The organism is Corynebacterium sp. p3-SID1761 (assembly GCF_055862885.1).
The window spans coordinates 1-16,484 of the sequence record NZ_JBSQBJ010000006.1 but is presented as its reverse complement, the minus strand read 5'-3'; the positions used below and the strand labels follow the sequence as shown (position 1 = coordinate 16,484).

Annotated in this window: 14 protein-coding genes; 13 read left to right on the top strand and 1 reads right to left on the bottom strand. The window is 58.9% G+C overall.

From position 1 onward, the window contains the following. The first annotated feature begins 24 nt into the window (after positions 1-24). The 11 genes from ACWXWJ_RS04710 to ACWXWJ_RS04660 all read left to right on the top strand — a co-directional run bounded on the left by ACWXWJ_RS04710 (position 25) and on the right by ACWXWJ_RS04660 (position 11,654). Positions 25-3,201, top strand: a complete 3,177-nt coding sequence (locus ACWXWJ_RS04710; RefSeq protein ID WP_473963698.1) for an FtsK/SpoIIIE domain-containing protein — start codon at positions 25-27, stop codon at positions 3,199-3,201. Positions 3,202-3,248: 47 nt separating this feature from the next. Then, entirely contained in the window at positions 3,249-4,586 is a 1,338-nt protein-coding gene (locus ACWXWJ_RS04705; protein WP_473963697.1) for a type VII secretion-associated protein, read from the top strand. A 109-nt stretch (positions 4,587-4,695) separates the two neighbouring features. Then, the gene (locus tag ACWXWJ_RS04700) at positions 4,696-4,983 is read left to right on the top strand and encodes a WXG100 family type VII secretion target (protein WP_293790686.1); all 288 of its coding nucleotides are present in this window, start codon (positions 4,696-4,698) and stop codon (positions 4,981-4,983) included. A 12-nt stretch (positions 4,984-4,995) separates the two neighbouring features. Next, positions 4,996-5,277 carry a WXG100 family type VII secretion target gene (locus ACWXWJ_RS04695; RefSeq protein WP_293790687.1) on the top strand — a complete coding sequence of 94 codons (282 nt, stop codon included), beginning with the start codon at positions 4,996-4,998 and terminating at the stop codon, positions 5,275-5,277. 388 nt (positions 5,278-5,665) lie between these two features. Next, the gene (locus tag ACWXWJ_RS04690) at positions 5,666-6,592 is read left to right on the top strand and encodes a PRC and DUF2382 domain-containing protein (protein WP_473963696.1); all 927 of its coding nucleotides are present in this window, start codon (positions 5,666-5,668) and stop codon (positions 6,590-6,592) included. Positions 6,593-6,909: 317 nt separating this feature from the next. Continuing rightward, positions 6,910-7,353, top strand: a complete 444-nt coding sequence (gene rplM / locus ACWXWJ_RS04685; RefSeq protein WP_293790689.1) for a 50S ribosomal protein L13 — start codon at positions 6,910-6,912, stop codon at positions 7,351-7,353. After that, complete coding sequence (gene rpsI / locus ACWXWJ_RS04680; protein ID WP_293790690.1) at positions 7,353-7,913, top strand: 30S ribosomal protein S9; 561 nt, start codon at positions 7,353-7,355, stop codon at positions 7,911-7,913. Before rplM ends, rpsI begins: the two co-directional genes overlap by 1 nt. Positions 7,914-8,074: 161 nt before the next feature. After that, entirely contained in the window at positions 8,075-9,418 is a 1,344-nt protein-coding gene (gene glmM, locus ACWXWJ_RS04675) for a phosphoglucosamine mutase (protein ID WP_293790691.1), read from the top strand. A gap of 315 nt (positions 9,419-9,733) precedes the next feature. Continuing rightward, positions 9,734-9,937, top strand: coding sequence for a hypothetical protein (locus ACWXWJ_RS04670; RefSeq protein ID WP_293790692.1), 204 nt, complete (start codon positions 9,734-9,736; stop codon positions 9,935-9,937). Continuing rightward, a complete protein-coding gene (locus tag ACWXWJ_RS04665) occupies positions 9,934-11,406 on the top strand; it encodes a hypothetical protein (protein WP_473963695.1) in 1,473 nt (490 codons plus the stop codon). The genes ACWXWJ_RS04670 and ACWXWJ_RS04665 overlap by 4 nt, the downstream gene beginning before the upstream one ends. Next, entirely contained in the window at positions 11,403-11,654 is a 252-nt protein-coding gene (locus ACWXWJ_RS04660) for a hypothetical protein (protein WP_293790694.1), read from the top strand. Before ACWXWJ_RS04665 ends, ACWXWJ_RS04660 begins: the two co-directional genes overlap by 4 nt. On the opposite strand, the gene ACWXWJ_RS04655 is transcribed toward ACWXWJ_RS04660, so the two are convergent. After that, positions 11,651-12,526 carry a dienelactone hydrolase family protein gene (locus ACWXWJ_RS04655; RefSeq protein WP_473963729.1) on the bottom strand — a complete coding sequence of 292 codons (876 nt, stop codon included), beginning with the start codon at positions 12,524-12,526 and terminating at the stop codon, positions 11,651-11,653. The two genes, ACWXWJ_RS04660 and ACWXWJ_RS04655, sit on opposite strands and share 4 nt — an antisense overlap. A 61-nt stretch (positions 12,527-12,587) precedes the next feature. Here ACWXWJ_RS04655 and glmS point away from each other — a divergent pair, with 61 nt between their 5' ends. Together glmS and alr are read left to right on the top strand one after the other, a co-directional pair. Continuing rightward, entirely contained in the window at positions 12,588-14,450 is a 1,863-nt protein-coding gene (gene glmS / locus ACWXWJ_RS04650) for a glutamine--fructose-6-phosphate transaminase (isomerizing) (RefSeq protein ID WP_448308001.1), read from the top strand. A 79-nt stretch (positions 14,451-14,529) separates the two neighbouring features. Further along, positions 14,530-16,185 (top strand): alanine racemase, encoded by a 1,656-nt coding sequence (gene alr / locus ACWXWJ_RS04645; protein ID WP_473963694.1) that lies wholly within the window; start codon positions 14,530-14,532, stop codon positions 16,183-16,185. Positions 16,186-16,484: the final 299 nt, after the last annotated feature.

The window sequence follows — 16,484 nt, the reverse complement described above, 5'->3', positions numbered from 1 at the left end:
TAGAAATCGGGGGGATTTCTTAACATGCAAACACAGGCGCCGCCGACGCTGCCTAAAGACAAACAACCTTTCCTCAGGCTGCTAATGCCTGCCGTCATGTTGGTGGCGGTGGTCGGTATGGTCGCCGCGATGGTGCTCTCTGGATCGGGGCGAAATCCCATCAGCTTTATTTTTCCGCTGATGATGCTGGGCAGCATGGCGATGATGTTCCAGCCGGGGGCGAACGTGGATGAGACTCGGCGTTCCTTTCATCGGCACATCGACGCCCTGAAAGATAGCGTGGAGCGGAGCCGCGAAGAGCAGCTGCAGACCATGTTGGCAGCGCATCCACACCCGCAGTCACTGTGGACGCACGTGCATACCGGAACCGATGTCACCGTAGAACCGGGCGTGGTGCGCATCGGCACAGCAGTGCAAACTCCAGATGATCCTCTGGAGGTACCGGTCAGCTCCCCGCCGGAAGACTTAGAGCCGGTCAGTGCAATGAGCTTGCGCGAGGTTGTGCTGCGGTACGCCACCATCGAAGCGCCAGTGGCGGTGGAATTGGCTAGTTTCCACTGCATTGTGTTGCTCGGCGACGGTGCACCCGGATTGGCGCGGGCCATGCAAGCGCAATTGGCCATGCAGGATCCGGATGTCATTGGAATAACCGGCCCCTTTGAGCAGTGGCTTCCGCATGATGGGCCTCGCAAGGTGCATTTTTGCACGGGTGATAGCCCGGTGACCGCCGGCGCTATCGTCACGGACCCCAGCGAGGAATGGGTGGAAAACGCCAAAGGGAATGGCCTGCTGCTACAGGTGGATGGCACTGGTGATGGTTGCCTGCTCAGCGCCTGGACGCTCGACGGTTGGGTGCCCTTTGGAGTGGCAGACCAACTCAGCGAGGTGGAACTTGCTCACCTTTGCCGAGCACGAGCAACGGTGAAATCCAGCACGTCATTGTTAGAACTTCCGGGCGGAGACTTGCGAGCGCCTATTGGGTTTTCCGGCGCGCCGGTATACCTGGATATCAAGGAATCCGCCTTGGGAGGTATCGGTCCGCACGGTCTCTGCGTAGGCGCGACGGGTAGCGGCAAGTCAGAACTACTAAAAAGCGTAGTGATCAGCTTCGCCCACCAGCACAGCCCGGAGGAGCTGAACTTTGTGCTGGTGGACTTCAAAGGTGGCGCCAGCTTTCTGGGAATGGATCGGCTGCCACACACCTCTGCGCTGATCACCAATCTGGCTGAAGAGGCGGGATTAGTTGACCGAATGCAGGATAGCTTGCTGGGGGAGATGCATCGGCGTCAAGAAAAGCTCCGCGCCGCGGGTCTGACCACAGCGGCCGAGTACAACCGCGTCTATCCGGGGCAGATGCCTGCACTGTTTATCGTGGTGGATGAGTTCTCCGAGTTGTTGCACGCCCGGCCAGAGTTCGCGGAGGTCTTCGCCGCGATCGGGCGATTGGGGCGAAGCCTGCGGATGCATTTGCTGTTGGCCACGCAGCGTTTGGAGGAGGGGCGACTGCGAGGCCTGGAATCGCATTTGAGCTATCGCATTGCTTTGCGCACGTTCTCGGCTTCCGAATCCCGCGCGCTGATCGGAACGACGGAAGCTTATGAACTGCCTGCGACTCCGGGTGCGGCGATCCTTTCGGCCGGCGACAAGGTGCGTTTTCACTCGGCCTACGTTTCAGGCCCCGAGCTGCCCCGGGATCAGCGACTGGTGAGACTACTCGGGACAACAGTGCATGCAGAGACAACGACCATGCAGATGGTGATCGACCGGCTGGCAGGCCCCAATAGGAATCCGGTGTGGTTACCACCGCTGCCGGAAGACCTGCCTGCCAGCGAGATCATTGAGCCCGGTGCGCCAGGCGTTGCTCGCATCGGCCTGGAGGATCTTCCTTTCGAAGGGCAGCAGGTGCCTTTGGATATCGACCTGCGCCGCAAGCATTGGGCAATAGTCGGCCAGCCCCGAACTGGCAAGACAACGGTGGTGCGCAGCTTGGTGCTGGCCTGGGCGCTGAGTTCACCTGGCTGGCCGGTATACATCTTTGATCCGGGTGGTGGGCTAAGAGACCTTGCTCGATTGCCTCAGGTAGCTGCGGTTGTGGGGCCGGCTGGGCTGCCACGGCTTTTCGACGAAATGGAGCAAACGGAGGGCCAGCGCCTGCTGATTATTGACGGACTAGATCAGGTGGGTGCCGCGGGAAATGGAAATGGCGAGGAAGAACAACGCTTGATCCGCCTGGCGACCACGGGGCTGGAACGCGGCTTGCATGTGGTGGTTACGGCTCTACGCTGGAATTTCCGTCCGTCGCTGCGGGACGTGCTGACCGGGCAAATCGAACTGCGGATGACACCGTTGGATGCCCACTTCCGGGATGCACAGAAATCCTTGCCCGACGTGCCTGGACGAGGAGTGTCGCCCCGTGGAAAGCACGTGCAGTTCGCCAACTCCAACGCGCAAGACATTGAGCATGTCCGGATGGAAAGCGTGCAGCGTGGTGAGCCGGATCTAGCTATGCGCGTGTTGCCCGAGCGAATCGACTGGGAGGATTTGGGCGACTCTCAGGCCTTCGCCATAGGTGGCCCAAAGCTGGATCCAGTGCAGTGGGATCACGGTACTTTCCCTCACTTGGTCGCAATCGGCCAGGCGGGAAGTGGGGTGACGACCGCATTGCGTGCAGTGATGCAGTCCGTGGCACAGAGCCAAAGCCATACTGGAGAGCCGCCGGAGTTCCTGGTCACGGACACACGCCGCGGTTTACTGGGCGTAGCGGGTTATCGCGTGCCGGAGGACTTCCGCAAAGACCTGGCCGAGTGGACCACTACGCTGCGGGCGCGAATTCCAGGTAGCGACGTGACACCCCAACAGCTCCGAGAACGCACCTGGTGGTCTGGCCCGGAGTTGTTCATCATCGTCGACGACGCGGACGCCGATCCCGGCCTTGACCAGCTTATTCCCTTGCTTCCCTATGCCGCCGATATCGGCCTTCACTTGGTGCTTGGCCGTCGTTCGGGGCAGTTCGCCAGGGCAGCCTATCAGCCCTTGATGCAGTCGATTCGCGACCAAAGCGCTTGGTTGCTGTTTTCTGCGCCCCGTGAGGATGGGCCGATTGCCGGGGTTCGTCTACTGCGACGCCCACAGGGGCGCGCGGCTTATGTCCACAGTGAAACCTGGGAGGTACACGTGGCGGAGATTGTCGATGAGAACTAAAAGGGCGCGCAATTGTTGACCAAGGAAACGACGGACCGGGGGACACAATGAGAGTAGATCAGAGGATCGGAGATTCCAGGAGCCTGCTGGCTGAAGCTGTGGCATTGCAGGAATCGGGGATCCTGATTAGCGGTATGACGGTGACGGATCTTGCTACTGGCTTTGCCGTGACCGGTGATGCGCAGATGCAGCAGCCGGGGTATTTGCAGTATCGGGCTTGGTCCGATCCTACGGAGCAATCTCGCGGGAGACCGCTGGGAGAAACTGAATCGGAATGGGTAAAGGACGGAGAGGATAAAGACGTTGAATTCCAACGTTCCGGGCTGAGCCTAGGCAGGCTTTCGGAGCTTTATGAGATGCTCTGCGAAGTGCTCGAACAGCGTGCGGAGCATCCCGACGCAGCGGCAGTGAACCCGCCAGAGTCACGTGAACGTTTCCCTTGGGGCATTGGTTTGTGGGAAGTAGACGTGCTGGTCACCGGAACTTTTGCCGTGAAGGTGGTGCATTATCTTCGGATTAGGGGAGTGCGAGCCCGATTGGTGGATAACGATACGGTGCTGCGGGTGGCTAGTGAATTGGCATTGGCCCAGCAAGAGTTGGAGCACCTGGAGCTTGAGTATCTTGACCCGGACAAACCTGTGCGGATTCAACGCGAGGGAATTGAATCGGCGGAAGAGCTCGAGGAAGCGGACATACGGGAAAGGCCTGACGAGGGGGCGTCAATAGATATAGAAAAAGCGGAGGAAAAGAGCGACCGGCGACTTCCGGTTGCGTTGGCAGCGCTGACGCTCTTCATCATCGGTGGGCTGGTGGCGACCTTCACAGTGTTTGATTCGCAGGCGGCTGATTCGCAGGCGGCTGATTCGCAGTTAGTGGACGCTCAATCAACCGATTCGCAAGCCGCAGACGTACAGGAGTCTGGCTCGTATGCCACCACTGAGGCGAATGAGCCATTTCCAGAACCACGCCGGAAAGGTTCAAAGGTCGCAGACTCAAGCGCGCGCCGGGCGGACATTCCAATCAGTGTGAATGTTGATGGGTGGCGGCTTGGCAGTGCAACGCGAGCACGTGAGGAATATGTCGGTGATGACGCGGGAATGCGTGTATTAGTAGCGGCGAAGCAAACACCCCTTAGAACACAGGATGAGCTGGATGCGGCAATGCTAGGTGCGCTGAAGGACGTGGAGGGGGTTGCAGGCGGAGTGACGGTTGTATCAACTCAGCCGGTGAGCTACGAGGAAAATTACGAGAACTCCACAACTAGGTGGCATGTACGGCTGGTGGATGGACACCAGATTTCAGTGGGGTGCCAGTACCGACAGTGGAATGAACAGCGGGAAAAGGTTTGCCAAGAGTTTGTGGATACAGCACGACCAAGGCGGTGAACCATTTTGGGAAGCCGTGAGTATAACTCTTGTGATGGTGCCTCTATAACGGGGAAGACCCGGCGCCATGAAGAGTGAAAACAGTATTTGAAATGGGGGAAGTTAGGGCATGAGCTTCAAAACAGATGTCACTACGATGAACCAAGCGGCAAGCAATGTCGACCGTGTGAAAGGCGAGGTTCAGGGTGAACTTTCGCGTCTGCGTGGTGTGGTGGAAGATGTATCCGGTAGCTGGAAGGGACAGGCGCAGGCTTCCTTCCATTCGTTGATGGAGCGTTGGGACGAGAATGCCCGCGACCTCAACGAGGCACTGCAGAGCATTGCGGACAACATCCGCTCCAACGCGGGTGACTTTGACAATACGGATGTCGATAACGCGGCGGCCTTTAACGCCTAGAGGGGGACAGTGATGATTCAGTACAACTTTGCTCAAATTGCCAATGCTGCGGATGACATCAATCGCGGAAACAACACCATTAATGGGTTGCTGGGGGATCTGAAACGTGACCTGCAGCCGATGGTGAACGAGTGGGAAGGCTCGGCAGCGGACAGCTATGCAGCTGCGCAGAAGAAGTGGGATGAATCCGCACGGGAGATTAACGATGTGCTGGGGCAAATCTCTCGCACGGTGCGTCAGGCGAATGATCGGATGAGCGAGATCAATACGAACGCTGCAAATAGCTGGGCATAGAGGATGATTTAAAACTTTTTAAATAATCTCTCAGCTTCCCTTTTGGTCTTAATCTTGACCTAAGGGTGAGGCTGAGAGTTTTTGTTTTTCGACGTCCAGTTTGAGGAATTGTGGACTTTTGGAACGATGGGAGAAAATGTGACCCAATCGTGATGTGTGCTGCGAGCTGGACTTATGTATGTAGATAATTGTTTAGTGGCTTGGCGAAGACCATCTTGGTTGAAACGTTAATCATTTCATGCGTAGCGTCAATGACGTACGGGAAACGAAAATAATCAGCGACACCACTGCTGGTTCTACACCACTAAGTAATTCCCCACTGTTGGTACTCACCAAGCGAGACTTACCCCGTATTGCGTACCGACAAGGCGAAAGGATTTATCAACAAATGAGCAACGATATCAAGGATCTTTTCAAGGCAACCGCTTACGACAACGCCGGCGACAAGCTGGGCAGCGTCAAGGAAATCTTCGTTGACGACAAGTCCGGTCAGCCTACTTTCGTTGAGGTTAACCATGGTCTGTTCGGTATGAACTCCAGCCTGGTACCGATGCGCGGCCACAAGTTCGACGGCGAGAACCTGAACCTGGCCTTTTCTAAGGATCGTGTGAAGGATGCGCCGGACTTCGATGCTGATCAGGCTCTGACCCCGGAGCAGCAGAACGAGATCTACCGTCACTACGGCCTGGACAATGTTGAGGACACCACCCGTTACGGTGACACTGCAGGCGATCGCTCCGCTTCTGATGATCGCTCCACCCTGGATCGCCACGAGGCTGCTGATGGTCGCGGTGCCGCGGGCGCTGGTGCCGCGGGCGCTGGTGTGGCTGGCGCTGGCGTTGCAGGTGCCGGTGTTGCAGGCGCGAACACTGAGCGTGACAATACTCGCGACAACGCTGCTGAGCGCGAGGTCTCCGCTAACACCGCAGCTGCTGGCAACGAGGGTGAGATTATTCGCTCCGAGGAACAGCTGAACGTTCAGAAGGAGAAGGTGCAGACTGGCGAGGCTCGCCTGCGTAAGTACGTCGTCACCGACACCGAGACCGTTGAGGTACCGGTAACTCGCGAAGAAGTTCGCGTTGAGCGCACCCCGATCTCCGCAGAAGAAGCTGCAAACTTCAAGGGCAGCATCGATGAGTCCGGACAGGAAGCGTCTGTGACCCTGAGCGAAGAGCGCGTCAATGTAAACAAGGAAACCGTGCCGGTAGAGAAGGTCTCCCTGAACAAGGAGCAGATCACTGAGACCGAGCGTCACACCGAAGAGCTCCGCAAGGAGCAGATCGACACCGACATTGACGGTGACGTTCGCAAGTAAAACCAAGGGGCATTAGCCGCCAACACGATCGCGCGTTCCGCGAAGGTCGGTTAGTCGCCGACTAGCACTCAATCCCCGGTGCCTAGCTTCCCTGTAAAGAGGGAAGAGGTGCTGGGGATTTTTGCTGTCCAGAGGATTTTTGGTGTTCGGGACACTATGTAGTAAATTCCCAAGGGTTGTGTGCAATACGCGAACTTAGCTCTCGAGTCATTGCATTTCTGCGGGTCACAACCGGCCGCCGCAGAAGCACTGCACTAGATCGTTGCACGTGTTCATCTGGCTGGCAGTTCCAAGATCAAGACTTTAAGGAGTCCAGCGTGACTACTTTCCACCCAAAGAGCGGTGACATCACTCGTAAGTGGTACGTCATCGACGCCACCGACGTGGTGCTGGGTCGTCTTGCTGTTACCGCAGCTGACCTGCTGCGCGGCAAGAAGAAGCCCTACTTCGCACCGAACGTTGACTGCGGCGACAACGTCATCATCATTAATGCGGATAAGGTCCACATTTCCTCCAACAAGCGTGAGCGTGAGATGCGCTACCGTCACTCCGGCTACCCGGGTGGTCTGAAGACCATGACCCTGGGTCGTTCCTTGGAGCTGCACCCAGAGCGCGTTGTTGAGGAAGCTGTTAAGGGCATGATGCCGCACAACAAGCTGTCCCGCGCGTCCATCAAGAAGCTTCGCGTCTTCGCCGGCCCGGAGCACACTTTCGAGGCCCAGAAGCCTGAGACCTACGAGATCAAGCAGGTGGCACAGTAATGACTGAGTACAACGAGAATGTAACCGACGAGCAGAACGCTGCCGTCGAGGAGAACTTCGAGGGCGAGTACACCGCTACCGACGCAGTGAACGAAGAGTTCGTTGCCACCATCGGTGACTCCATCGCTTCCGAGGACGAGTCCGAGCAGATCGAGGCTGAGCCGGTTGTCTTCGAGGGCACCATCCAGACCGTTGGTCGCCGCAAGGAAGCTGTTGTCCGCGTCCGCATGGTTCCGGGCTCCGGCGAGTTCAGCTGCAACGGCCGCACCCTGGAGGACTACTTCCCGAACAAGCTGCACCAGCAGCTGATCAAGGCTCCGCTGGTTCTGCTGGACCGCGAGAACCAGTTCGACATTCAGGCAAACCTGAACGGTGGTGGCCCCTCCGGTCAGGCCGGTGCTTTCCGCCTGGCGATCGCCCGTGCTCTGAACAAGTACAACCCAGCAGAGCGCACCGAGCTGAAGCGTGCTGGCTTCCTGACTCGCGACGCTCGTGCCGTGGAGCGCAAGAAGGCTGGTCTGCACAAGGCACGTCGCGCACCGCAGTACTCCAAGCGTTAAATCGCTTCGCCCTTTTTGGTGGCGACGCCCCCACGCTCCAGCCGAGCAGTTTTTCGGCCGGGACGTGGGGGTTTCCCTTTATAGAAGCATTTATGACAATTTGCTGATATCGGGAGTGGCACCCGCCAGACCGGCGGGGTCGCCGGGTAGAATTGCGCCCCATGGGTAAATTGTTCGGAACTGACGGCGTCCGTGGTCTAGCGAACAGGAAGCTGACTGCAACGCTGGCAATGAAGCTGGGTGCTGCCGCCGCGCGCGTACTGGTATCCAAGGAAGAAGTGGGCGGCCGTCGCCCTACCGCTGTGGTGGGGCGCGACCCGCGTGTATCGGGGGAGATGTTGACAGCGGCGTTGTCAGCAGGTATGGCATCGCAGGGTGTGGACGTGCTGGACGTCGGCGTGATCCCCACCCCGGCTGTCGCTTTCCTTACAGATGACTTCGGCGCCGACATGGGCGTCATGATCTCCGCTTCCCACAATCCGATGCCGGACAACGGCATTAAATTCTTCGCTGCGGGTGGCCGCAAGCTGCAAGACGACGTGGAGGATGAGATCGAGGCCACGATGCTGGATCTGCCGGAGACCGGCCCTAAGGGGGCAGCAATTGGACGAATTCTTGATGAATCCGCAGATGCACTAGAGCGTTACCTGGCTCATGTGGGCACGGCCATTAATCATCCGCTGGATGGAATTCGCGTGGTGGTGGACTGCGCCAACGGAGCAGCCTCGACTGCCGCGCCGGAGGCGTACCGCCAGGCAGGTGCGGATGTCGTGGCTATCCACAGCCGACCCAATAGCTTCAACATCAACGATGGAGTGGGATCCACTCACATTGAGGTTCTGCAGAAGGCTGTTCTGGAACACCAGGCGGATCTAGGGCTGGCCCATGATGGCGACGCAGATCGCTGTTTGGCTGTGGACTCCGAAGGAAACGTGGTGGATGGCGACCAGATTATGGCGATCCTGGCCGTGGCCATGAAGGAAAACGGTGAACTGAAGCAGAACACCCTGGTGGCCACCGTCATGTCCAATCTGGGGATGAAGCTTGCCATGCGCGCCAACGGCATCAAGGTGCTGGAGACGCAGGTAGGTGACCGTTACGTGCTGGCCGAATTGTTGGCCTCTGATCTGTCGCTGGGTGGCGAACAGTCTGGGCACGTGATTATCTCCGAACATGCAACTACCGGTGACGGCACCCTGACGGGGCTTACGTTGATGGCGCGCATGGCGCAGACTGGCAAGCCGCTCTCCGAGCTGGCGAAGGTGATGACCGTTCTGCCGCAGACGCTGATTAACGTGCCGGTTGCAGACAAGACCGTGATCGCCGACGATGAGCGCGTTGTAGAAGCCATCGCCAAGGCAGAGGAGGACCTGGGAGATGCCGGACGCGTACTTCTGCGCCCCTCCGGTACTGAGGAATTATTCCGAGTGATGGTGGAAGCTGCAGACCCAGGGACGGCACGTCGCATTGCTGGGAAGCTGGCCGCCGTGGTTGCGGAGGTTTAGCGCCGTAGCTCTTTCCCACGGCTTTCTGCGGTTTCCCGCGAACCTTTTTTACATCCGCGCAGTCTAACTGTGTGGATGTTTTTGTTGTGCAGCGCCAATGTTGCGTGAATCGGGGCGAGTCTTCGAGCGGAACGAAGAACCCTTCGCCTGCAGGTTGCGTGTTTAGGGGATTGGCGGTGCCGGGGAGTTTCAAAAGGGGGAGTAAGAACAGTGGGAGAGCTACACATAGATCCACTATCGGCCGTTGATCAGGCGGGGAAGCTGCGGGAAGTACAACGGTGCTGGGCCGATCATTTGGGAGGGGTTCGTCCTTCCGTGCCAGCCTCAATCTTTGGAGCTGGCCTGCAGGATAAGGCCAAGCAGTTCCTATCACTGGTGGATCAGGGGCACACAGTCCGACTTAATCACGCGAAGCGTCTGGCAACTGCAGGGGATGACTTGGTGGGACTTGTCGGTCGAGTGGGGGATGCAGATATGGAGAGTTCCGCCAGCCTAAACGCAGGGGAGGGGTGGACATGACAGGCTCTTTGGATGTGCGTTTGCATGCTGCCCTCGGTATTTTGGCCAGCTTTGGGGGCCAGGTGGAAGGCGCGAAAACTGCGGCGTCATTTACTAACGGCATGAACCCCGAAGCGATTAGTGCCTCGCTTGGACCAGCGAGTAATGGCAAAGACAAAGTGCCTTTACTCGCAGGGCAGACTGACGATAAAGAGAGCTTCGATGGTGTGGCTGAAGGAAAGCCGGGAGAGGCCACGCGTAAGGCCGGCAAAGAGCAACTCAACCACGAGCGCTGTGTGCAGAACCGCTGCGTTGCTGTGCGGGACACTGCTGAGGTAATGGGGACTACATCGGAGTCCTCAGTAAGCACGATTGAAGGAATTGCGGAGAAACTCGAGTTCTTTGCAATTGCGTCGGGTGTTGTGGGATTCGTTGGAAAACCCTTGCTGGATCTGTTGGCAAAGGTGGCAGCGGAGGTTGCGGAGAACATTCTGCACAGTCGAAACAATTCCCTCGACCGGACGATTGACATGCTGATCGCAGATGCGAAACCCGCGGCAGAGCCGGGTAATTCGCAGAGCCCGGTGTGTCATGATCCGACACCTCCAAAAGTGAAGTGTCCCGAGGAGGTAAAGGAGCCACCAAAGTGTGAGCCTCCTGTGCAGCCTGCGCAGTGTACTCCGTTGACTCCACCTCCTCAGGCAGCAACGCCGGTGGTGACAGATTCGGCGCCTGCACCAGGGGTAGCTCCGGCTCAGATAGCCCTGCCGGAGGCTAACCAAACACTGCTGCCACCGCCTCCGCCACCGTTAGCTCCAGCAGCTCCATCGATGCCGTTGGCGCCTCCACTTGCGGGTAGTTTGCAGATCAATGTGCAGGGAGTAGCGAAGCTCTGGGCGGAGATTGTGCAATGTGCGACGGAAGCATTTGCGCCCCCTGCGGAAAGCTGTCCGCCGACTATCTCTGTTCCGGAACCGGAACTGGAATCAGAACCAGAGCCGATGCCGCCAGTGGAGCATTCATCCCAGCACGAAGAATGCGCAGTGGAAAAGCACACATGTACGGCCTCAACGGAGACGGAAACTGAGCAGAAGCCGGAGTCCGCGCCCAAGCCAGAACCAGCACCGGAACCGGAACCGGACCCCAAGCCAGCACCGGAACCGGAACCGGACCCCAAGCCAGAGCCAGCGCCGAAACCAGAACCCAAGCCAGCGCCGGAACCAGAACCCAAGCCGGAACCGCACCGTTGCGAACCACCCGTCTCAGAGCACAAGGGATCCGAACACAAGGTGCCGTCTCCACCATCCGACCGGGGTGATCATAGTGAAACCAAGGATAAGCCGATCACACCTTCTAGTCAGTGGACCCCCGACGTCTGGGTATCAGCAGCAGGTACTGCGTCCATTGAGGTCACAGAGGCCTCCGTGGAGCTTGCGGGCGCCGGAACTGTGGCGGCGGGCGTCAACCTCGAAAGGAGCGGTGAGTGGTGACCCACAGAGAACAACTAGCAGCGCGCTACCAGCGCATCGTTGACGACTACATGGCCGAGGTCGAGGAATCCGTACGGGAGTTTGAGGAAACGCTCAAAGAATGCACGCGGCAGCTTGAAGAAGCGAAGAAAGCGCAGCGCGATGGCAAAGAAAATAAGACTGCTGCGCTTAGGGAACCCAGGAACGGATCAAGCGGAAGCGCCCGAATCCACGGAGCCCGCGGGATAAAGGGGAGAATCTTCGACTAGAAGATTTCCGCCAGACGCTCGTCCAGGTTTACGTTTTCCGGCAGGTTCTTGTACAGCTCATGCTGGGTGGATGTGCGAGTCTTTTTCAGCTCGGCGTGGCCATCGCGGAAAGACTTGTACTTGCCCTCGTGCTCGGCCAGTACGAAACCGGCCATCAGGCCACGTGCCAATTCCTGCTGGCTAAACTGCGGAAGGCCTGCGCCAAGTGCAAAATTGCGACCGTACTTCTCGTGGAAGCTGCTAGCGGAAGCACCCAGCAGTTCGCGATAGACAACGTCGCCACCCCAATGTGCGGCCATGCGCTTTGCATTGCCCTTAGGAGTCTCGCCCAAACGGCCGGCCTCCAGCACCAGGCCGGGAGCCTTCACATACTTTGCAGCCTCGGAAGCATCCGGGGAGCTATCAGCCGGGTAAACGGCCATCACGCCGGCGATGGTGGGTTGGGTGTCGTAGCCTTCGAGCTCGCTGCGGTGGCGACGACCCGTTGCGGCCAGCACTGCGGCGGAGGCACCCATGCCGTGGCCGGCGAGGTACAAGTCATTCGGCTGTACCGTCACGTTGCCGTTGCCCAGACGCACTCCGGCCAAGATCTGCAGGGCGGTCTCCAGATCCGCAGCGAAACCCCGGTGATTAGGAGTAAAGCCCTTTTCCGTGTCCGGTGCCGCCACCGCGAAACCCCAGCTGGCCAAGTGTCGAAGCGTTGCATGGTAGGAATCCACACCAACACGCCAATCGTGACCGAATGCGATGCCGGGGATGCCGTTACCTTCTGCCGGGGTGTACACACGCCCGGGGATTCCAGCGAAGTTCAGGTCGCCGACCATCACGCGGTGCGGGCCGCGCTTGCCCAAGCGAGTAATCAGGTTCTTCATCTTATCTGCCACAGCCCCACAGCTTACCGAAATCGATCGCCCATTGTGTATCGTCAGAGGCATGTGTGCAATCGTTGGCTACGTAGGTAACTCCGAAGCGCTCCAAATCGGGTTGGATGCGCTGGAGCGAATGGAATACCGCGGATACGACTCCGCTGGTATCGCAGTTGTCGAGCAGGGGTCCCTGCATCTGGAAAAGAAGGAAGGAAAACTGCAAAACCTCATCGACCGCATCGATGAGGTCGGCCGTGATTCCTTCCACGGTTCTTCCTGCATTGGCCACACCCGCTGGGCCACCCACGGTCGCCCGAATGACGTCAACGCACACCCGCACCGCTCCTACGATGGCAAGGTCGCCATCGTGCACAACGGCATCATTGAGAACTTCTCCACCCTGCGCGCCGAGATTGAAGCTGCAGGAATCGAGCTGCAGTCCGAGACAGACTCAGAGGTCGCAGCACACCTGTTGGCATTGGCATACAACGAGGGGGAGACGGCAGGAGACTTCCAGGCGTCCGCACTGAAGGTTCTTTCCCGCCTCGATGGTGCATTTACCGTGCTGTTCGTTCACGATGATCACCCCGGAACCATCGTCGCCGGCCGCCGTTCCACTCCGCTGATCGTCGGAGTGGGCGAAGGGGAAATGTTCCTCGGCTCCGACGTGGCGGCTTTCATCGACCGCACCAAGAACGCTGTGGAGCTAGGACAGGACAATGCGGTGGTTATCACCGCAGATTCCTACGGCATTTATGACTTTGCCGGTAACCCCGTGGAGGGCAAGCCTTTCACCATTGACTGGGATCTGGATGCCGCCCAGAAGGATGGCTTCGATTCCTTCATGATGAAGGAAATTCACGAGCAGCCCGCAGCCGTCCGTGACACCCTGGCCGGTCACTTCGATGGTCGTCGAATTGTCCTAGACGAGCAGCGCCTTTCCGACGAAGATCTGCGCGGTGTGGAAAAGGTGTTCGTCGTCGCCTGTGGCTCGGCCTACCACTCAGGTCTGCTAGCCAAGTACGCCATCGAGCACTGGGTGCGTTTGCCCGTGGAAATTGAGGTGGCCAGCGAGTTCCGCTACCGCGACCCAGTGCTGGATCAACGCACTCTCGTCGTCGCTGTTTCCCAGTCTGGTGAGACCGCAGACACTCTCGAAGCTGTGCGCCACGCAAAAATGCAGGGCGCTCGTGTCCTCGCAGTTTGTAACACCAACGGCTCCCAGATCCCGCGCGAGTCGGATGCCGTACTGTACACCCACGCCGGTCCCGAAATTGGCGTGGCCTCCACAAAGGCTTTCCTGGCGCAGGTTGCCGCCAACTACCTAGTTGGCTTGGCCCTGGCTCAGGCCCGTGGCACGAAGTATGCCGATGAGATCGCGGAGATCTACTATGCGCTGGAGGCAATCCCGGAAAAGATCGAGAAGACTCTGCATCTGCGCGAGCAGATCCTGGAACTCTCCAAGGAACTCGGCCCGGTGAAAACCATGCTGTTCCTGGGGCGCCACGTGGGCTTCCCGGTTGCGCTTGAGGGCGCGTTGAAGCTTAAGGAACTGGCCTACATTCACGCCGAGGGATTTGCCGCTGGTGAGCTCAAGCACGGTCCCATCGCATTGATCGAGGATGATCTACCCGTCGTCGTGGTCGTGCCCAGCCCGAATGGCCGTCCAGTGCTGCACTCCAAGATCGTGTCCAATATCCAGGAAATCCGCGCGCGCGGTGCCAAGACCATTGTGATCGCGGAGGAAGGCGACGAGGCTGTGCGACCGTACGCCAACTGGCTGCTGGAGATTCCGGGTACTACGTCACTGATGCAGCCACTGTTGTCCACGGTTCCGCTGCAGTTCCTGGCCGCGGATATCGCTCGCGAGTGCGGCAACCAGGACATCGATAAGCCGCGAAACCTAGCCAAGTCCGTGACCGTCGAGTAACTCGAAGCTCATTCTTTGTGACGCCCCCTGCCGTGCCCCCTTTCCCGGGATCCCAGGAGGGGTGGCTAAAGTTATGGACATGTCGGATCGTCACCTTGCGGAATTAGTCGTTGACCTGGATGCCATTGCGCACAATGTGCGGGTGTTCCGGGAAGCAGCGTCGCCCGCTGGTGTGATGGCGGTGGTGAAAGCCGATGCGTATAACCACGGGGTGGACAAAGTAGCGCCGGCAATGCTGGATGCCGGAGTCGAACAGTTGGGAGTGGCAACACTCGGGGAGGCCTTGCAACTGCGGGAGCTGCTGCGGGCAAAAGAGGAGCGCTATCGTCACGTCCCCATCACCGCGTGGATGTGGATGCCCACCGATGACCTAAGGGACGTTTTCGCCGAGGAGATCACCATAGGTATTCCCTCGTTGGCACATGCACGCACCCTGGTAGAGCAGGCCGTCCGCGCGGACGTGCCGGTGCGCGCATCCCTCATGGTGGATACAGGTCTGTCCCGTTCCGGGGTGAGTCCCGCCGAATGGGAGGGGACGGTAGAGCTGCTGGCCGCGCATACTGAACATGTGAACGTCACCGGTGTGATGAGCCATATGGCTAGTGCTGATGAGCCACAGTCACCGGCTAATGACCTGCAGGCTACCCGCTTTGCGGAGGCTATCGAGTTCTGCCGCGCCCGTGGCTTGCAGGTGCCCCGCAATCACATTGCCAACACACCGGCTACGCTCAACCGTCCGGAGGTGCGCCACCAACTGGTCCGACCGGGCGTCGGGCTATATGGCATCGACCCGGCAGGGGCGGGCGTAGAGCTCAAAGAAGCGATGACGCTGCGCGCCCGAGTTATCACGACCCGTGTGGTGCCGAAAGGCGAGGGCGTGAGCTATAACCACACGTGGCAGGCTCAGCGAGATACCCGCACCGCAGTGGTGGCGCTGGGCTACGCCGATGGGCTGCCTCGCAGCGTGTCGGGGACGATGCAGGTGACAATCAACGGGCGTGCATATCCGCAGATCGGGCGGGTATGCATGGATCAGATCGTGGTGGAACTCGGCTCGGCAGAAGAACCCACCGACGTGCAGCCGGGAGACTGGGCGGTGATTTTCGGCCCGGGTGGCACAAGTGTTGACGACTTTGCGGAGTTGGCGGGAACGATTAGTTATGAAGTGCTGACGATGCCACGCGGGCCTCGGATTGCGCGTGTCTTTAACGGTGGGGAGCCAGACTTTTCCGCCGACGGATCGCGCGACGTGGCCACTGCGGAGGACATGCGCCAATTGGGAAAACAACTTGGCGAGGTGCTGCAGGCAGGAACAGTCGTCGTGCTTTCCGGTCCGCTGGGAGCAGGGAAGACGACGCTGACTCAGGGACTGGCTTCCGGGCTCGGGGTGAAAGGGCGCGTGCAATCGCCGACTTTCACCATCGTACGAACCCACCGCGCTGGACAACGCGGTGTGGGACTGCTGCACATGGATGCTTATCGCCTGCTGGGGGCAGACGTGGATCAGGGAATCGAGCCTGGACGCCATATTGACCGCAACGAGGTGCTCGATGCACTTGAGAGTTTGGACATCGACGCAGACATCGATGATGTGGTTGTGGTTGCGGAGTGGGGGCGCGGAGTGGTTGAACCGCTGAGCGAAACTGTGCTGGATGTGCAGATCGAACGAGGTAGTGCGGCTGGCGATGAAGGCGACGCTGCCGACACCCGTACCGTGACATGGCGCTGGAAGTAGCCTGCGGGTGGCGGAAACCTGGCAATTCCTTAGGAAAAACTAGGGAATCTCTCGGGTAGGTTTGCTCCGGTGGGGGTTGGTGTGTAAGAATGGTTGACGAATCACCGTGAGGGGTGTTTCACAAGACGCTGGCACTGATGGGCCTGATCAACCCGCCAGGCGTACACCGTCCCTGAGAGGTTTACTGCGAGAGCCTCTCGGGGACTTCTTGTTTTTAGCGGTGCCGCCTTGAACGTGGGTTAAGTAAAGAAAAGTGTGTCTTTTCCGGGCGTGTTGCGGTTATTTGATCCAGCCTTTTT